Source organism: Nocardia tengchongensis, assembly GCF_054781395.1.
This window is the reverse complement of the sequence record NZ_BAAGUM010000026.1, coordinates 1-17662: the sequence shown is the minus strand read 5'-3', so window position 1 is coordinate 17662 and position 17662 is coordinate 1. Positions and strand designations below refer to the sequence as shown.

The 17662-nt window shown below is 66.2% G+C and carries 19 protein-coding genes and 1 pseudogene; 12 read left to right on the top strand and 8 right to left on the bottom strand.

The window, feature by feature from the left end:
* Window positions 1–24 precede the first annotated feature (24 nt).
* The 5 genes from ACYVKL_RS38800 to ACYVKL_RS38780 form a co-directional block, all read right to left on the bottom strand.
* A complete protein-coding gene (locus ACYVKL_RS38800) occupies window positions 25–705 on the bottom strand; it encodes an AAA family ATPase (protein ID WP_460774303.1) in 681 nt (226 codons plus the stop codon).
* Between the two features lie 230 nt (window positions 706–935).
* Window positions 936–1919 carry a DNA cytosine methyltransferase gene (locus ACYVKL_RS38795; protein WP_379174375.1) on the bottom strand — a complete coding sequence of 328 codons (984 nt, stop codon included), beginning with the start codon at window positions 1917–1919 and terminating at the stop codon, window positions 936–938.
* A gap of 503 nt (window positions 1920–2422) precedes the next feature.
* Window positions 2423–2578 (bottom strand): hypothetical protein, encoded by a 156-nt coding sequence (locus tag ACYVKL_RS38790; RefSeq protein WP_379174373.1) that lies wholly within the window; start codon window positions 2576–2578, stop codon window positions 2423–2425.
* A 3-nt stretch (window positions 2579–2581) separates the two neighbouring features.
* Window positions 2582–2878, bottom strand: coding sequence for a sigma factor-like helix-turn-helix DNA-binding protein (locus ACYVKL_RS38785; protein ID WP_379174371.1), 297 nt, complete (start codon window positions 2876–2878; stop codon window positions 2582–2584).
* Window positions 2875–3843 (bottom strand): replication initiation protein, encoded by a 969-nt coding sequence (locus ACYVKL_RS38780; RefSeq protein ID WP_379174370.1) that lies wholly within the window; start codon window positions 3841–3843, stop codon window positions 2875–2877. The genes ACYVKL_RS38785 and ACYVKL_RS38780 overlap by 4 nt, the downstream gene beginning before the upstream one ends.
* A 296-nt stretch (window positions 3844–4139) precedes the next feature.
* On the opposite strand from ACYVKL_RS38780, the gene ACYVKL_RS38775 reads away from it, so the two are divergent.
* Window positions 4140–4886, top strand: a complete 747-nt coding sequence (locus tag ACYVKL_RS38775; protein WP_460774299.1) for a pyrimidine reductase family protein — start codon at window positions 4140–4142, stop codon at window positions 4884–4886.
* Window positions 4887–4905: 19 nt separating this feature from the next.
* Here ACYVKL_RS38775 and ACYVKL_RS38770 read toward each other — a convergent pair whose 3' ends face one another.
* Together ACYVKL_RS38770 and ACYVKL_RS38765 are read right to left on the bottom strand one after the other, a co-directional pair.
* Window positions 4906–5694 carry a glycosyltransferase family 2 protein gene (locus tag ACYVKL_RS38770; protein ID WP_379174390.1) on the bottom strand — a complete coding sequence of 263 codons (789 nt, stop codon included), beginning with the start codon at window positions 5692–5694 and terminating at the stop codon, window positions 4906–4908.
* Window positions 5688–6524 (bottom strand): GntR family transcriptional regulator, encoded by an 837-nt coding sequence (locus tag ACYVKL_RS38765; RefSeq protein ID WP_379174389.1) that lies wholly within the window; start codon window positions 6522–6524, stop codon window positions 5688–5690. Before ACYVKL_RS38765 ends, ACYVKL_RS38770 begins: the two co-directional genes overlap by 7 nt.
* 193 nt (window positions 6525–6717) lie before the next feature.
* Between ACYVKL_RS38765 and ACYVKL_RS38760 the strand changes: the two genes are divergently transcribed.
* The 11 genes from ACYVKL_RS38760 (at window position 6718) to ACYVKL_RS38710 (ending at window position 17395) form a co-directional block, all read left to right on the top strand.
* A complete protein-coding gene (locus tag ACYVKL_RS38760) occupies window positions 6718–6981 on the top strand; it encodes a hypothetical protein (RefSeq protein WP_379174388.1) in 264 nt (87 codons plus the stop codon).
* Complete coding sequence (locus ACYVKL_RS38755; RefSeq protein WP_379174387.1) at window positions 6978–7391, top strand: hypothetical protein; 414 nt, start codon at window positions 6978–6980, stop codon at window positions 7389–7391. Before ACYVKL_RS38760 ends, ACYVKL_RS38755 begins: the two co-directional genes overlap by 4 nt.
* An 83-nt stretch (window positions 7392–7474) precedes the next feature.
* Window positions 7475–7702 (top strand): hypothetical protein, encoded by a 228-nt coding sequence (locus ACYVKL_RS38750; protein ID WP_379174386.1) that lies wholly within the window; start codon window positions 7475–7477, stop codon window positions 7700–7702.
* Window positions 7699–8142, top strand: coding sequence for a hypothetical protein (locus ACYVKL_RS38745; protein WP_379174385.1), 444 nt, complete (start codon window positions 7699–7701; stop codon window positions 8140–8142). The genes ACYVKL_RS38750 and ACYVKL_RS38745 overlap by 4 nt, the downstream gene beginning before the upstream one ends.
* Window positions 8139–8894 carry a hypothetical protein gene (locus ACYVKL_RS38740; RefSeq protein ID WP_379174384.1) on the top strand — a complete coding sequence of 252 codons (756 nt, stop codon included), beginning with the start codon at window positions 8139–8141 and terminating at the stop codon, window positions 8892–8894. The genes ACYVKL_RS38745 and ACYVKL_RS38740 overlap by 4 nt, the downstream gene beginning before the upstream one ends.
* Window positions 8891–10990, top strand: coding sequence for a type IV secretory system conjugative DNA transfer family protein (locus ACYVKL_RS38735; protein ID WP_379174383.1), 2100 nt, complete (start codon window positions 8891–8893; stop codon window positions 10988–10990). Before ACYVKL_RS38740 ends, ACYVKL_RS38735 begins: the two co-directional genes overlap by 4 nt.
* 6 nt (window positions 10991–10996) lie before the next feature.
* Entirely contained in the window at window positions 10997–11461 is a 465-nt protein-coding gene (locus tag ACYVKL_RS38730) for a hypothetical protein (RefSeq protein WP_379174382.1), read from the top strand.
* Between the two features lie 46 nt (window positions 11462–11507).
* Window positions 11508–14024: a hypothetical protein gene (locus tag ACYVKL_RS38725; RefSeq protein ID WP_379174381.1), complete on the top strand. Its 2517-nt coding sequence runs from the start codon at window positions 11508–11510 to the stop codon at window positions 14022–14024.
* 167 nt (window positions 14025–14191) lie between these two features.
* Window positions 14192–15046 (top strand): DUF2637 domain-containing protein, encoded by an 855-nt coding sequence (locus ACYVKL_RS38720; protein ID WP_379174380.1) that lies wholly within the window; start codon window positions 14192–14194, stop codon window positions 15044–15046.
* 85 nt (window positions 15047–15131) lie between these two features.
* The gene (locus ACYVKL_RS38715; RefSeq protein ID WP_379174379.1) at window positions 15132–15572 is read left to right on the top strand and encodes a hypothetical protein; all 441 of its coding nucleotides are present in this window, start codon (window positions 15132–15134) and stop codon (window positions 15570–15572) included.
* A 1355-nt stretch (window positions 15573–16927) separates the two neighbouring features.
* Window positions 16928–17395 (top strand): hypothetical protein, encoded by a 468-nt coding sequence (locus ACYVKL_RS38710; RefSeq protein WP_379174378.1) that lies wholly within the window; start codon window positions 16928–16930, stop codon window positions 17393–17395.
* A gap of 76 nt (window positions 17396–17471) precedes the next feature.
* Here ACYVKL_RS38710 and ACYVKL_RS38705 read toward each other — a convergent pair.
* Window positions 17472–17662: pseudogene (locus tag ACYVKL_RS38705) on the bottom strand (hypothetical protein); the annotation flags it as partial.

Here is a 17662-nt window from a genome sequence, read left to right as displayed (position 1 = left end):
CCTTGAGTCGTTCTGCTGCCGAGCTCATGCGCTCACCTCATCGTCAGTATCTACGGAATTCAGTAAGTCGTTCACCACGTCCGCGTATGCCGACGCCTCCGGCCGGAAGATCGGCGTGCTGTAGGACTGGGCGAACAGCTCCTTGCGCGAGATGGTCGGATTCAGCACCCGCACGCCCTGCCCGGTGATCAGGTCGGTGTACACGGTGGTGCTGGCCGCGTTCGGGACCGTGCGGGTCAGCAGCACCGAGAAATCGGGAGCCTGCTCCACTTCGTCACCGACCTCGGCCACCAGTTCCAGCACCGCGGGCAGCCGGTCGTACTCCATCGAGGTGGGCGCCATCGGGCACACGAGGTGGGTGGCGAGCTTGGCCGCGGACTTCACGATGCGCCGCTGTTCTTTCATCGGAGGCGTGTCGATCACGACGACATCCACATCGGGCTTGATCACACCGGGCAGCTGCTTGTTCAGGTTCGCGACCGGCATAGAGATGACGGGCCACGGCCAGTCGGCCAGTTCGCTCCAGTTGATCAGCGATTCGTTCTCCGGATCGGTGTCCACACCGAGCACGTTGAGGCCGGCGGAATGCAGCACGGCCAGGATCCATGCGGCGCTGGTGGTCTTGGTGCTGCCGCCCTTGAGGTTGATCAGCACGATGACCAGCAGCGAGCGGCCGTCCGGCCTTTTCAGTAACTCAGTATGCACGGACATCAGTATTTGTCACTCCTGGTGGTAGATGTGGCTCAGCAGCCCGGACGCAGTGTCGAGTTCCGAGACCAGCTTGATGCCGTCAACCTCGGTCATCGGAGCTCCTTCAGGTGATGGGGTTCAGTATCTACGGATGTCAGTACGTTGTCATGGCTCGTCGGCGGAGCGTCGCCGGTGAGCCATGACTAGGTGTGCGCCTTCTGCGGGCCGCAGGGTGTTCTTGCTGGTCATGACGCCATCGTTGTCTGTTGGTTCGAGGAGTAGCCGAGTGCGGCGGACACACGCGCACCCAGGAACCGGGCGATTCCGACCGGGACGGCATTGCCGATCTGGCGTTTCACCTGGGCGCGGGTGCCGATGAACTCGTAGCTATCCCCGAATCCCTGGGCGCGGGCGCATTCACGGTTGGATAGCATCCGGTGCCAGGCGCGGCCGTCGTGGTCGATGGTGGCGACGCCGTGATGATTGCCGCCCGCAGTGATTGCCGCCAATCGGTGAGTATCGGCGCGGCGGGGCCGTGCGTGGCGGCGATAGACGACCAGGTGCGGAGTACCGGGCTCAGTGATGGCCTCGATCTGTGGCGACACGTACAGCTGTCGGGTTACGAGCTTGCCGGGGTCGATGTCCAGGATCGTCGTTGCGTACACAGGCGCGGCTGTTGTCGTGGTGAGGTCGACATGGACGCCGGGCTGGGTGAACACCGCGAACCAGCGTCTTCGGTGCTGAGCATGCCCAAAATCGGCGGCATCGAGCACCGATGCCTGCATGGTGTAGCCCAGCCGTTGCAATCCCTCGATCCACCAGTCGTGCAGGCTCCACGCGCAGAACTCCGGCACGTTTTCCACGATCACGACCGGATACCGATGCACCTCCGCTGCTTCGATCACAGCGAACGCGGTTGCCCGGTCCACGCTGCCGGCATCGCCGCGCAACTGCTCGATCTCGGCAGGCGGCTGACGCCGGCCGCCGGAGCGGGCGTGCCATACACACGACGGCGACGCCCACAGGACATCAGTGCTCGGCAGGGTTCGATGGTCGGTTTCATGCAGGTCGACACACCGATGTTCGGTGTCTGGATGGTTGAGCCGGTGGGTAGCGACCGACACCGGGTCATGGTTGCAGGCGACGGCGACCCGAAATCCGGCCTGTGCCAGTCCTTCCGATGATCCCCCGCCACCACAGAAGAAATCCGTGACGGTCGGGCCGGTCATGCCTTCGCCGAACCGCACCACTGGTGAGCGAAGAGGATTCCTGGGGCTCATTTTGCTCCGATCTACTGACTTACTGATTTCAGTATATCAGTAGACAGTGGACAGAAAGGCCCGGTCAGCGCCCTGATTCCGCCGGTCAGCGCGAGATATCGACCGCCGCCCGTAGCCACGTCGCGCGACCAGCGGCCATCAGGGCGCTGCGCGCACTCTCAGCGAGCGAATGCGAGTGCAGCACACAGGAATCGGCTGCTCGGTGGTCAAACCGCATGGTTTTCACTGATTTTCCGACCCGCGTGGCGCGGTCCCAGATCCAGATTCGAATGTGGAGATGTAAGCATCTATGCATGAAACCCGGGCGAGGTCGGTCAGGATTCGTTCCTACGGAGCCGACAACTGACACGACTTCGCCCGGAAATCGGCTGCCTGCCCGCCGATAACGTTCACTTATCGGCTGCCAGAATCGGGGCATTCCGGGTATGAAAACGACCATGTTGGAACGGTTTTCAACCCTCTGGATTCTCGGCGCGGATCCGCTGTTCGGCCGCGATGAGTTCCGCGGTCGCGACCAGCATCACCGTATCCCGATCAGGCGCATCGATGTCGAGGCCGAAGAAGCCGGTCGGGTCGTCACCGGTACGGAACGCGTAGCGGGCGCTCATAGTTCAGCCAGCGCGCTTCACTGACTGCTTGGTCAGCAGGCCCTCGCGGCGGGCGATGTGCAACAGTGCGCCGACCGCGCCGACCGAGCATTCGAGTTCGTCGGCGATCTCCTTGTACGACCAGCCAGCGTTTCGGAGCTGGGCAGCGAGCTGGCGCCGTTGCAGCGCTCGCGCCTCGAAATCTCCTCGCGCTTCGGCCTTTAGCCGCCGAATCGTGCGGGAAGACACTCCAAGTTGCGCAGCACCCTCCCGAGCGGTTATCGCCCGGCGCGCGACCGTCTCGGCTTTTCCATGGCTCACAGGATCACCTTCGCGAGTTCTCGGTCTACCTTGGTCGCTCGTTTGCGGTTCGCTTCCCTTTTCGCCTCGGTGACGACTTTGCCGCCGAGCCTTCCGCGGCGGGCCTGCTCTTCACTGAAGGTGCGGGGGATCTTCTTCCAGGTCCAGCCTGACACCGAGCGCGAGATTACTCCGACTTCAGCGTGGCTCATCGGCCCGGCGGTGAACGCTGGCCCGATGACCGCTTCATTGCGGTCCCAGGCGTAGGCGAAGGCGACTTCGTCCCACTCGGCTCGGTCGGTGTAGTCGCGCACGCGGGTATAGGCCCACTTGCGTTCCATGTCGAACAGCGCGCAGTTGCGGCCTGTGAGCGAATTCTGCAGCAGGTCACGCTGTTCGCGCTGGCTCGTGGCCCGCCGAGGCAAAGCCTTCAGCCGCTGCAAAGGGCCGGCGAGGTCTGCGAGGTCGTAGAGGGCAGTGGCTGGCCCCCATAGCGGTAAGTGTTCTTGGTGCATCGGATTCTTGGTGAACGTTCCTGCGTAGGCGATATCCCCGCCCAGGACGTTGTTCAGGCCCTGCTCGATCCTGGCGAGCAAGTTCACCGGCGCTCGCCGCGCGGCGTCGGTCAGGACGATCGGGGTCTTCCAGGCGTACACGATGTGCCCGTTTTTCGTGTGGGGGTTCATCGGGATGTACGAGGGGGCGGGGAGCCCAGTCAGGCCGACGATTTCATCGGCCCGGCCGCCGTCGTGATCCACGATGGTCAGCGACTGCAAGCACAGCGGGTTCGCCTCGATATATGCCTTGGTCAGCGCTTTTTCACGTGACATACGGTACTTTGGGCCGTCCTTGCGATCCCCGGCCATCGGGTATCGCGGCAGCCAGTTGCCTTCGAAGATGGTGTCGAACGTCGGCTCGTCCGGATCGCACCACTCGGCTTCGGGATCGTCGAGGCCATCCACGAGGTCCGCTACATCGAAGGTCACGCGCAACACCCTTCCATCGGATCTCGCCATATTGGTGTAGGACACGCCAAGCCTAATCAGATACTTCCTACTCGGGGGCTTAACACCCGCAATCTACCTGCGGTTTATTGGTGTAGGACACGCCAAACCTAATGACAATACATGCCTTAATGCGCATATCACTACTAAAACATGTATATAGCGCTCTGTTTGTCCTGCCCGAGCGGAGCCGACCATCAGCATGAGAGCGTCGTGACGACAATGGAGCACATGCTGACGCTCCCCCCAGGCAGCAACGAGAAGGGCGGCAAACAGAGGTGACGTGCGAGATCCCAAAGATCATTGCTGCTGATGGGCTCCCAGACGAGGAACTCGCCGAGCTGTACGAGTACCCGTCTCTGACGGAAACGTGGGTCCGCGCGAACTTCGTGGTGAGCGTGGATGGTGCGATCACCACGAATGGATCTTCAGGGGGCTTGTCGACGCTCTTGGACCAGCAGGTGTTTCAACTGCTGCGAGAGCTCGCTGATGTTGTGCTGGTGGGAGCTTCCACGGTCAGGATCGAAGACTATGGCGGGGCGCGAATATCCGAGTCCGGTATGCGCCGGCGTGAGGTTCAAGGCATGGACCCTGTGCCGCCACTGGCGGTGGTGAGTGGTCGAGCTGACATCAATCCCGCCTCACGTCTCCTCACGGACACTCTCGTTCCACCGATCATCCTGACCACCACCACCGCGCCAGAAGTGAACAAGGCGAACCTGACCGCGGCCGGGGCGCGGGTTATTGAGCTGGGCTTTGACCGCATCGAATCGAAGGCGATCGTCAAGACCTTGGCCTCGCTCGGATTGAGAAAGATGCTGTGCGAGGGCGGCGCCGGTCTCATGGGGCAACTGGTTGCCGACGACGCACTCGACGAGCTGTGTCTTACTACCGCCCCGGTCGTGGTGGGCGGCAATGCCAAGCGGATCACCCACACCGAGCGTCAGGCCCGGCTGCAGATGCGTTGCAGCCACATCATTTTCGACAACGACGGTATCCAGCTTGCGCGGTGGGTCCGTCGGTAGCAGAAGTCGAACTCGGCTATCAGAGCGCCCAAAAGGACGGGCCGCTGAGCTCAGCATCAGTCGGGAGCCTGAGGTCCGGGTTCTGCAGAAGGCTCCGGAGCGCCAGGATGCGCTCGCGGATCAGCTCGACACGGTTAGACCGGTCGACCGCGTACTGCGCGCTATTGGTCAGCTGGTCGGGGTGTTTGCGGTAGTGCAGGCCGACGGAGGAAATGAACCACCCATCGACGACGGTTGAGACCGCAAGCAGCATCCCGGTGTCTTCTGCGGTGGGAAGCGCCATCCACCCGCCAAGCGCAATCAGCAGGTCGCGCCGAATGCAGATGGTCGTGGGGTGGATGTTCAGGCGATAACCGAACATGATCCAGTACGTAGCGTTTTCCCCTCGCGGAAGCAGACCTTCGCGCGGATCGGTATCGAATCCGACCAGGCTGCCATCGGGCATGAGGTCCAAAGCGCGGCACGTGGTCCAGCCGACCTTTGGGTGTGAGGTCAGAACCTCGATGCTGTCGGCCAGCGCGTTCGGCGTGAGGACGTCGTCGGAGTCCAGGTTGCGGATGAGCTCACCGGTCGAACGCTCCAGTGCCAAGTTGCGAGCTACTCCAGGGCCGCCATGCGGACCGACCGCGAGTTTGACCCGAGGATCGGTGAGCGCCGCGGCGGGCAGCGGCACGGCATCGCCGTCGCCCTGAACGATCCATTCCCACTCCCATTCGGCAGGCATCTCCTGATCCAGCAGGGAGAGGTACGCCGCCTCGAGGTAGTCCGTGCGTGAGCGGTAGGACGGTGTGATGACGGAGATCAGCATGTCGGTTCCCCCAGTTCGAATCGTGCGGTGTAGACCAGCTGATCAGCAACGATGATGCTGGTACTGGTTTCGAGAGCGGTGTCTGTTCGATCGAAAATCGTGCGCCGGCGGACCATCACCGGCAGCGCGGTTGGCATAGCGAGTTCGGCCGCTTCTTCCGGCTTCGGGAGTCGGGAAACGATCGTCATATCGACGGTATCCGGCTCCACTCCGGCGTCGCGGAGCCAGCTTTCAGTCGATTTACCTGGGATTTCATCCTGCTCGGCGAGCAGGCCGGCGGCACGCGCTATTCGCTGGGGCATCCGAGATCGCATGATCTGGTGTGGGGTTCCGCGAACCACGTAGAGGAAGGTCCTGACCAGGAGGTTTTCATCTCCGAACAGTTCGGCCAGTTGCCCGGCCGGTTCGCTTGCGTATGAGACGCGCACATCGAGGTCGCCGTCGGCAAGGTCGCTGATCTCCTCGAAGGTGCGATCGTGGCGAAGCTGGAGAGCCGCGAAGTGCTGATCGATCGGGCGGGCGAGCTGCACGCGTCCCCGGACACGGATTCCCCGCCTCGGCGCGTTCGGGTCGGTGACCAGGACGCCCTCGTTCGTCAACGTCGAGATCGCCCGGACCAGTGAGTTCTGTGTCGGTGTGCCGTAGTGCTCCATCAACTCCCGCATGGTCGGGATCCGCTCTCCCGCAGCCCATTCACCGTCCTCGACGCGACGGCGCAGGTCGTCAGCGATGTCTCGCCAGATCGTCGGTGGTGGCATGTCGTCCCTCTCAGGATTTGTTGATGAGCAATCGTTGACTTCTTGACCTTTGCTGATGAACAATACTCCCATACGTTTTGCTCATCAGCAAAGTTTGGGAGGTGGTTTCGGTGAGATTCAATTTCCTTCTCATCGGCGCCGTGGCCACGGTGTTTGCGCTGGTCATCGCACCTGGTCTCGTCTTCTCGGTCGCTGTAACGGCGACCGTTTTCGTGTTCGGCCTTCGTTGGTTCACTCGTGGTCGTCGCTCCCGGGGAGTGCGGCGATGATCGGCCCGGTGGTCCGTACGGACGCGATGGCGCTGCGTGGGATTGGTTACGGCCTGTCCTTGCTCCCGCTGGGTGTGCGGCTGGTGTTTTTGGCCGGCGCTCTGTTGGTCGCGATGGCCGGATGCACAGCCGCGTGGATTGACCAGCAGTCCTACGTGCCGTCGCCGAACGTGTGCCGCGCCGATGAGGTCGGCTACCGCGCGGATTGCGTTCCGCCGCAGGAGCTCGCGCGCACTCAGCAGGCGGGAGTGCTGCGGTGATCGGCCCGAAGGATGTCCGGACCCGGGATCTGCCGGACCCGGAAGGCGAGCGTTTCGGGGTGCCGACCTACTACTGGGGCACCGCCCCGTCCGGGCTGGGTGAGACCGTGCGCCAGCTGGAAAAGCACGATCCGCCGTTGCGGCCCCGCGACCGCAAGGACATTGCGGCGCAGGTGATCCGCCCGCGTGGCGGCAGCCGTGGGCCGTTGGCCGCCTACCTGTACCGGGTGGAGGACGCGGTCGAGAAGCGGCCCGCCACGCCCGCCGAGCGGGAGGCGCTGGCCCGTGGCCACCACACCCAGTCCGCTGCGGCGATGGAGCGCCGCGGGATCGATCCGACCCCGGAGGTTCCCGAGGCCGGCGGGTGGGAAGCCGAGCGGACCGCGCAGTGGGAGGGGTTCGAGCGATGACCTCGAAATCCCGTGTGACCGGCCGGAAGTCGCACCAGCTGTCGGGCACACCGGCGGTGGATGTCCCCCGTTCGGAGCGTTCTGTGGCTGGCATACCGGAGGAAGCGGTGCTGACGCCGATCACCGAGATCGCGCATCTGGCCGACGCCGCGAAGCGCTCCGGGCGCACTGATCGCCAGGTCTGGGTGGACCGCCCCGAGCGGCAGAAGCTCCAGACCCCCAATCGCGTACCCGGGCAGTGGCTTTTGTCCGGCGAGTTCCTGACCGATCCGCCCGAACGTCCTACGCCCTGGGAGGGGTTCGACCGATGACGACTTTCGATGTACGCCCGGCCGGGCCCGCTGCGGACTTGTCTGCTGCCCGGTTCGAGGCCCTGACCGCCGAGCTGGAGCGGCTGCGTGGCGAGCACGCTGAGCTGGAGCAGCTGCGTCGTGAGAACGCGGAGCTGAAGCGGCTCACCGATGACGTGCTCGACCGCGAGTCCATGCACGTCCACGACGCCAGCATGGAGTGCCTGACCACGGCCGCGGCGATGGAGCGCCGGGGAACCCCGCGCGAGCCCCGCCAGCACATGGCGGTGATCGGGAACCCGGGAGCGGGCAAGACGGTGCGGATGGCGGAGGCGGTGCGTCGCTGGAAGTTCACTTCGGCGTCGCGGACCCTGCCGGCGCCGCAGCGCCCGACTGTTCCGGAGCTGGAGAGCACCGGCGCGTGGAAGCCGGGCATCGAGTGGGACGGGTTCGGCCGATGAGCGGGGTTCGGTTGGGGCCGCGTGACATGTGGGCGCTGTGGTGGCTGTCCCAGATGGGCGGCGCGCCAATGGATGTGGTCGCCGAGCTGCTGGCGGTGTGGCCGAAGACCCGGCCGATTCCGGCCCGGCCCGGTTCCAGCGAGGCCAACGCCTATCGGGTCGCGCAGCGCTGGCGTGACGCCGGGCGGATCAACGAGGAGAACCTGCGCCCGGTCCCGGGTGGGTACTGGGTGGTCCCGACCAAGGAGACCGCCGGCGGGCTGCTGAATATCCGTGTCCCGGAGTGGATGCCGTCGCCGATGAAGGCGGCCCATGACATCGCCGTGATGCGGGTGCGGCTGCATCTGGCGGCCGGAAAGACTCACGACACGTGGGTTTCGGAGCGCGAGCTGCGCCATCGCAACGGCTATCTCACCAAGCCGGGGGAGCCGATGCCGCATCTGCACGACGGGCATTGGACCGATGACCTGGGTCGTCTGCACGCGGTCGAGGTCGAGCTGACTCGCAAGGGCAGCGGCGACGCGCGCACCACCTTGCAGGCCGCTTACGACACCGCCGAAGCCGCGGGCGCGCACCAGCTCTTCTACTTCTGCGCCTCCTCGGAGGTGAAAGCGCGGGTCAAGGCCGCGTGGAACGACATCAAGCACACCGAGACCGGCCCGGAGCTGCGTTTCTCCTCCACGGCCGAACTGATCCTCAATCCCCTCGCCACACGCGACGAGCAGGCCGCTGCCGGAGGTGCAGCATCATGACCGAATTTCCGTTGTTCACCGACCGTCCGGCCGATTGCGCGCCGCTGCTGGATTTCCGCGCCGAATGCAATGCGCCGGCACCGATCTCGGCCCCGGCCCCGGGCGCCGATTGCACTCCGGTGTTCACCAGCCACGATTGCCCGACCTTGCTGGCGCAGGCCAGCCCGGATCCGAGTGCGGGACACCCGATCCCGCAGATCACCCCGCAGGCTCCGCCGCTGCCGGGTGCTGAGCACTTGGACTTCCTGCACATTCCGGCGTTGTCGCTGCACGACATCACCGCTGGTCTGGAGGTCGCGGGCACGTTCAGCGCGACGGTCGCCGGAGTCGGTGCGGCGGCGCTGGCGGCGTCGTGGGTGTGGACGCTGACCCCGGTCCGGCTGCGCAACATGGCGTTCGGGTCGGCGTCGATCCCGGGCGCTGCCGTGGTGGCCGATGGCTTGTCGGGCCCGCAGCACGACGTGGTGCGTGGTGTGGGTGAGGTGCTGGCCGGGATGCCGGTGACCGGTGCCGCGTCGGCGTCGGTCGCGCTGATCCCCGCCGGTCTGATCGCCGCCGCCTACACCGCCGCCCGCATGGAGCACCTCCTCGATACGCGTGGCCGGCGGTCGCCGGATCGCACCGAGCGGGCGGCGTGGGCGCAGCACATGAAGCTGATGGGCGCGGCGACGCGTATGTCGCGTGCCGAGATCCCTCTGACCGCAGGAACTTTCGCCCCGGAGTTCGTGGTCGGCCGCGCCGCCTACACGGTGTCGCAGGCTCCGGTGAAGTCCACTGCGGGCCGTCTGAGCGGCCGTCACAAGAGCCTGTTCACGGTGCCGTGGCTGTCGTTGCGTGAACACGGCGCAGCGGTCGGCAACCCGGGCTCTGGCAAGACCACCTTCATGGAACGAGCGATTGCCTCGTTCTGGGCGACCGCGTGGCGGCGTCACCAGCAGTGGTGGCGTTCGGACAAGGACCGGGCGGGCCGTCCGCTGGCGGTGATCCTGGACCTCAAGGGCGCTCTCGATGCCCGCAGCACCGCTGCCCGAGTCCGCAAGACGGCCGAGAATATGGGCATCCCGGAGTCGCGGGTGCTGATCTGGCCCGACAACATCGACGAGACCCTGTCTCTGTTCTCCGGCACCGCCGACGAGCAGCGCCCGCGGTTCGAGGCCCTGCTGGGTGTTTCGGCAGACAACGGCATGTCGGCAGATACCGCCTACTACATGCAGATGCGCAAGACGATCGCGCACCTGGTGGTCGACATGCCCGACCCGAAGAAGGGGCTCGGGCCGGGCGAGAACCCGCCGCGCACCTCGAAAGAGTTCGTGCGCCGCATGCATGAGGCCGTGCTCAACCAGGGCTGGAAGGGCCACGACGAGGAAAGCGATATCACGGCCGTCACTCAGGGCAAGTCCCCGGTGTTGCCGGCGGACCGGGCGATGGTGGCGAATCTGTTCCGCGACCTCGGTTCGGCGTTCGACGGCGACCGCGCTCTCACCGACTACGACGTGGTGTATTGCTGCCTGGAAGGCACGACCGCTCCCGAGGTCGCCGCCGCCCAGTTCCGGGCCCTGGTCGCCATGGTCGCCGGGCTGGCCCAGACCGACCACAAGCGCGCGGTGCAGCTGTTCTGCGACGAGTTCGCGCAGGTCTGCGGCAACGACGGCGCCGCCCGCATCGTCGAGCTGCTGCGCAGCGCCGGGTGCGGGTCGCTGTGGTTCGCGCAGTCCTGGATGGGACTCGGCGCGAACGACGATGCCCGGCATCGTCTGATCGATTCCTGCTCGGGCGGGCTGTTCGTGATGCGTTCCTACAGCGCCGGCCACCTCGCCGAGAAGATCGGCACCCGCATCAAGTACGCGCTGAGCCGCAAATTGATCAACGGCACCCGCCACGGCGACGAGGGCAACGTCCAGCCCGAGGACAAGTTCCTGGTCGATCCGAAGATCCTGGCCGCGTTCGAGAAGGGCGACATCGTCCACATCGTCGGCGGCCGAGCCACGTTCGGGCACGTCAGCCCGCTGGACCCCGACACCGTCCGCCCGCTTCCCGGGCTGGCCGAATCCACCACCCCCGAGGCCGACAAGCCTCTTCTTCCGGAAGCCGTGTGACCTGTCATGAGCATCGATCCGAACGAAACCCACGACGACGAGGTCCTGGTCGCCAGCTTCACCGCCCAGTTGGAGCAGGTTGTCGACGCCGACGAGGCCATCGCCGCGATGCGCACCCCGCGCGTCCCGACCGGCGGCCGGGCCGAGGAATGGGCCAAGCCCACCATCGCCAAGGTCACCACCTGGCGCGACCTGCTGCGCACCTGGACGCCAGCCGCCGCCGGGACCGTCGTGTTCCTGGTCCTGCTGTTCTCCCCGGCCCCGATGACCGGCCCGCTGATCGTCTACGCCATCGGCTGGATGGCCTTCGGTGTGTGGACCAGCCTCGGCCGACCCGGAGTCCGCGACTCCGCCGCCTTGGCCGCGCGCCGCGCCGCGATCGTGTGGGGCTTGCTGACCACCGCCTGGGCGACCATCTCGCGGCTGCTCCACCGCCGCGCAGAGCCCAAGCGGCGGCCCGCCACCGCCTGACCTCCGTATTTCCGTATTTCAGTAATCCCGATTGGAAGGAAACCACATGTCCGAGAAGACCGTTGAGGACGAAATCCTCGCCGAACTGGGGAAGTTCGGCAGCGCTGCGCGGTATGCGTTCCAGCAGTGGCGGCGCGCGAACCCGAACGCCACGAAGGTGCCGCGCGGGGTGTGGAAGCAGATGGATCTGGCCGACCGTGACCAGCGGTGGAACGCGAAAATCCGGCTGCGCCAGCAGGTCCGCGCCGAGGGCGCGCAGCGCAAGACCGACCGTGAGGCCCTGTACAAGGACCTGGAGACTCGGGTCGGTCAGCACCGCAAGGACATGCTGAACTGGCATCGCAACCCGGGCGCCAGCTACGACCAGCACATGCGCCGGCAGTGGGAACTGCTGCGCGACCGCGCCGAGATCGAGCGCGCCATCACCACCTCGTCTCTGTTCTCGACCGTCGAGCGCGGCCAGGCCGTGCGGGCGCTGACCTCCGCGCATCAGGCCTGGCGGCCCAAGGTCAAGCCGGTCAAGGTGCGGACCAGCGGCCCGCTGGCCGGTATGGCGGCGCTGAAAGCGCGTGCGGCCGAGCGGCTCTCCCGGATTCGGCTCGGGATCACCGAGCGTGGCCGGATCGGTCACCGCCCGCAGCCCGACCGGCCCGCAGCGCCGAAGACCCGCGAGCAGGTCATGGGAGAGCTTCGGCACCTGATCGCCGATCGCCACGAGATGGCGATGAACGCCGACCTGCTGGCGCAGCGGCTGCGTGAGCGTGGCACCGGCATCGAGTCGTTCGCTCCCGATGCCGCGCAGATGGCCGAGGGGCACCGCCGTAACCTCGCGGCGCTCGATCGCGAGATCTCCGACCGGATCACCGGATCCGGTATGCCCGTGGAGGATTGGCTGGAGGTGCAGTTCCAGCTGCGCGAGCCGAACGCCCCGGAGCGGCAGGCCGGCCAGCGGTGGATGGAGCGGCAGAGCACGTGGGATCTGGAGAACCGCTACCGGATCAATTCCTGGGATCACCACGTGGACCGGGTTATCGGCCCGGACTCGTTGCGGCGTTGGGATCACGACTTCCCCGAGCGTGAGGAGCAGCAGCGGCGCGAGTTCCTGAACCCGCCGGCAGGCTGGCAGCCCACGGATCCGGACGCCACTGACCGGTTCATGTTCCTCATCGACACCGAGCACAACGAGGGCCCCGCGCATGTGCGGAACTTCGGTTATCCGCAGTCCGGGTACGACTGGGTCCAGCGCAAGATGTCCTGGATCGCCGAGCCGCACGACAACGTCAACATCGTCGTGTGGGATCGGGCCGTCCCGCTCGACGCCAACGATCGGGTCCGCGGGTTCGCGATCGACAGCATGCAGGGCCTGTACGCGAACCTCGATGCCGATCTGGATCGCCGGTTCGAGTACTTCCGCGACCTGTCGATGACCCGCGCCCGCGATCGCAGCATCCCCGCTGAGCTGTCGGTGCCGGGTCTGGAAGACCTCAACCAGGACCGGCAGCGGTCGTGGGCGTCGGTGCGCGCCAGCAACGTTGACGAGGGCTTCCGCAGGATCCACTCGGTCGGTGAATCCGGGCGCGTGTGGCGCAGGGACGAGGCTCGCTACTACGGCGGGCGGGCCCTGACCCGCGAGCAGCTGCACGCGGGGTTCGACCACCTCCAGCGCAACGCCCTGCCTTGGAGCGACAACGACGGCTGGAGCGATGAAGTCGAGCGGGTCCGCTTCGATCTCGACCACTACGAGGCGCTGACCGGCGATGAACGTGCCCGTGCCCGCGAGATCCTGACGGTCACCGAGACCGAGGCCAAGCTCGGCCAGCGGCCGGATCGGGACCTGTGGGCGGCCGTGGTCGATCGCGCCGAGTTCGACCGGTGGAGCGGCCTGGAAACCCCGGGCACCCCGCAGCGTCCGCAGGCGCCCGAGGCTCCGCAGCGGCCGGAAGCGCCGGACTGGACCGACGAGGGTTTCGGGCCGTCGGTTGAAACCCCGCCCTGGGACACGGAATACGAGTACCGGCCTGAACCGGACCGGACCGATCCGCTGGCGCACGTTCGCAGCGTGCAGGAAGAGATGCGGAACCGGGCAGCGGCCCAGCCGGAGCAGCCGCAGCGACCGGAAGCCCCTGAGGCGCCGGAAGCGCCGGCGGCCCCGGACGGGTCGGTCGGGATCGTGCAGTCCGAGGTTCTCGACAAGCTGGAGCGCGACCTGGCGGAGATGACCGAGCGGGCCGAGCGCGCCGAGCGGGAGCGCAACACCGCGCGGGGACAGCGTGACGAAGCGGTCGCCAAGCTGGTCCGGCGCACCCCGCCCGAACAGCGCTATGGCAACGCGGCGCGCCGCGCAGCCGAGCGGCCCGAGGCTCCCGAAGCCCCGGAGGCTCCCGCGCAGCCCGATCGTGAGGATTTGCCGCACGATCGCGACGAACAGCCCGCCTATGACCGTTCGGACATGACCGAGGCCGAGTCGGTTCCCGATTGGTCGGGGATTCCCGAGCCGCCGGAGCCGCCGGAGTTCGAGCCGGTCCCCAGTGGCCACAACGGATGGGACGGGTTCGAGCGGTGAGCACGGCTGATCATCCACTCACCGTGTCCTCTACCGGGGATCTCGCTCCCGGGGTGTGTCCTTCCGATCCGGTTGGCGCACTGCAGGACACGGACCCGGCCCGGCAGGACACGGTCGGGCGGGCGCAGGACACACCGAACCGATTCGAGGACACAGAGGAGGACACAGTGGGGCAGAACCGGCCCGGCCGCGATCATGTCGAGACGGCGGCTCTGATCATGGTGATTTCGGTGTTGACCGCCGCGAGTGGATGGTCAGCTATCGCCCTGCACGGGCTGGCGCAGGCCGCGGGCATCACGTCGTGGCTGGCGTGGGGCGCGCCGGTCATCGTGGACGGGCCGATGATCCAGGCCGCGATCGCGCTGGTCGTGCTGAAGCGCCGCGAGGAAGGCGGCGCGGATGTCGAGCCCGGTCAGCGTGCGTTCTTCTGGTGGATGCTGGCGATGTCGGAGCTGGTCAGCCTGGTCGGCAACGGCGCACACGCCTGGATGTCGCCCGAACGCACCATCAAGGGCTGGGCGGCAGCGACTGTTGCCGGCGCGGCCCCGTTCGCGGCGATGGCCGTTATGCACGGCTTGACGATCATGATCGAGGTACTCGGCCAGGCACGCAAGACCACCACCCCGGCAGACATCACCGAGCGAACCACTCCCGCAGCGGGTTTCGAGCCGCTGTCTCCTGCCGTGTCCTCAGGACACACCCCCGTGTCCCCGGCTGTGTCCTCCCCCGACGCAGGACACACCCAGGACACAGCGGCTGTGTCCTGGCCGTCTCCAGAACACAGCGCAGGACACGCGCCCGAGTCTAACGAGGACACGGAGGTGTCTCCCGAGGACCGGGACGCGACTGTCTGGGCGATGCATTCGGCCGGCGCGAGCCTTCGCGACATCGCCGCAGAGACCGGCCTGTCCTACGGCTACGCGGGCAAGGTCGTGAAGCGGCTCAAGGCCGAACGCGGCATCCCCGGCGGCGACCAGGCCGCCGACGATGAGGCGGGGGTGGTGATCCAGCTCGTTCGCTGACCGAATGCCCACCGGGGCAGGCAACCTGCCTGCCCCCTCAATTCCGCTTCACCACAGCATTTCTCATTCACTCTTGGAGGACATCATGACCATGTCGGACTTCGACGCGATCAACGCCGAGCTGGCCGGGCCGGTCGGCCCGCGCAACGCCTTCTCCCGCGACGCGAAGCCGGGCGACGAGCTGACCGGCGACATCATCGGCGCCGAACGCCGCCACCGCACCGTCGACGGCAAGCCGCTGTTCTGGGTGAACCGCAAGCCCTCGACCGTCGAGGCCGGGCCCGCGGTCATCGACTCGGTGCTCATCTTCCAGACCACCGACGAGGAAGACGAAAACGACGACGGGCAGCGGTTCCTGCGCCTGGACCGCGACGTGAAAGCCGCGCTCAACGCCGCGCTGTCCGCCGCCGGCGTCAAGACCGTGGCCATGGGTGGCCGCCTGGAAGGGTTCACCTTCAAGAGCAAGGCCACCGGCGACGCCGGGCGCGTCTACGGCGACGGGAAGTACATCCCGCCCGCCGCGTAGTCCGCAACGAAACCAAGCCCCGACCTGACCGGTCGGGGCTTTTTCGTGTCCACGTGTGCCGTGGAATCTTCTGTTAACCCGTTCTTCGCCCGCTCCCTCCGAAAGCGTTCTGGCCGATTGTCCGGGTGGGTCAAGGGTGCCCGCAGGGCATCGGCGTAGCCGACGCGTACGCGCCCTTGAGGCGCCCGGACAATCGGCCACAATCTCCGCTGAGGGAGCGGGCCGGCGGCCCTTCGTGGACCGGCTGTCCGTGGTTCGGCGGCAATCGGGTGGCCATCGATCAAGGTCAAGAAACGGTCGGGAAACGATCGGTCGGAAGCCGTTGAAACGATCAAGAAAAGTCATGACAAAAAGTCATGACTTTTCTTGATGTCGATTCTCCCCGGATACCTACCCTGAGCTGGGTTTTCGAGGGGGTCCGTCCCCACCACCCCAAAATGGAGAGCACATACCCACTGCGTGTGCATGTGCTCTCCATTTTGGGGTGGTGGGGACTCTTTTTGGTGGTAGGTGAGGGTAGGTATCCGGGGAGAATCGAAAAGTTGTGTGGGTGGTTGAGTTGGGTGGTTATGTTGCGTTGGGTAGGTGGTTCCGGGCCGGGCTAGCGTGTCTAAGTCGGGCCTGGAGGCCCTTTGTTAGCCACGCTATTGCCAGCGGCCCTAAGTTGGGTCACCTCCGGCTTGCTGGGCACGACGTGCGCGGACGCGGCGGTTTGGCGCCAGGCTTAGGTGCAGTGACCGGTTTCGGACGCGGCCGGCGGTTGGTCGGTGGTGCGCCGGGCTTCCAGCGCGAACCGAAATGCTGTGCGGTGCAGGAGACCGGCGTTGTTCCGCGAGCGCTGCTCGCGCCGTTGTTCCGCTCGGCGGTCGTGGTGGGGTTTCCTCTCCGCTTGGCCTGTTCTGGGGCTATCACACGACCATCGGGCATCAAGGGCGCCTACGGCGTCGGCAAGCCGATGGCGCAAGCGCCACCCTCGACACCCGACGCCCGTGTGATCGAGACGCCCCAGGCCAAGCGGAGAGGAAACCCCACCACGCCAGATCCGCGCTCCACTCCGGGTGACTGCGGCCCCAGGGCCGCACATGGGGGCGCTGCCCCCGGACCCCTGCTCTCGGCGAGGCCAGGCCTGCACAGAGAGGGGCCAGCACGCGCCCGCCGGTTCGTTGGTCTACCGCAGCTCTACAACGCGGGCAGCCGAGTAGGTGACGGACGCTGTGTGTCCGGCCTGCGGATCGCAACGCGCGCACCGCGGTTCATTCGCTCCGATGTGTCGGTGGCGCTGGATACCCTGAGTGGAACCAATTGGAACTTGTTGCGGGGGAATGTGATTCAGGATGAATGGTCGGTTTTCTCGGGTGCTCATCGCCGTAGCCGCGGCCGGCGTTCTGACCCTGACCGCAGCATGTGATGCGCACTCCCCGAAGGAACAAGCCAGCCGCGAGAGTAAGGCGGCCACGGTGCAGGTATTCAAGCTGCACATGATGAAAGATCTCTGGTCCCGCACCTGCCACGACCACTACTACAACGGCTATCGGCAGATCAACAAGCCGAAGAGCCTGGTCGAGGACTCTGCAACCAATATGGTGACCATCGAACTTACCGGCGCGCAGATGGCCGATTACCTTCAGATCCTCGACTACAACGCGCACGGCGGTTCGGATGCCCTCGACCCACCGCTGGCCACTGCTGTCTACGACGCGGTGTCTCCGGTCGTGGACAAGATTCAGGCCCCGCCTGCACCCGATGCTCCGGCACCCGAGATCACCATTACTGCGGCCGTCTCGCTCACAGCGACGACGGTCGTGACATCGGCTCCGCGATAGTTCCGGTCCGCACCTCCGAAACGAGTCCGGCCCGGACGGATGAGGTTCGCGTCCGGGCCGTATTTGCCGTGAATCGTCAGTTGTGACCGAGACGATCGAGCACGGAGTTCTCGAGTTTCGGATCCGAGAGCAGCTGGTACACCAGCGCGACGAATACGTCCTGGCTCGTCACCCGGGACTTGCCCAGGGTGTCCGCCGCCTGTCCCTGCCATTCGACCAGTCGCCGGTACATCTCCGGCGGGAGGTCGACGGTGCGCCGGATCGGTT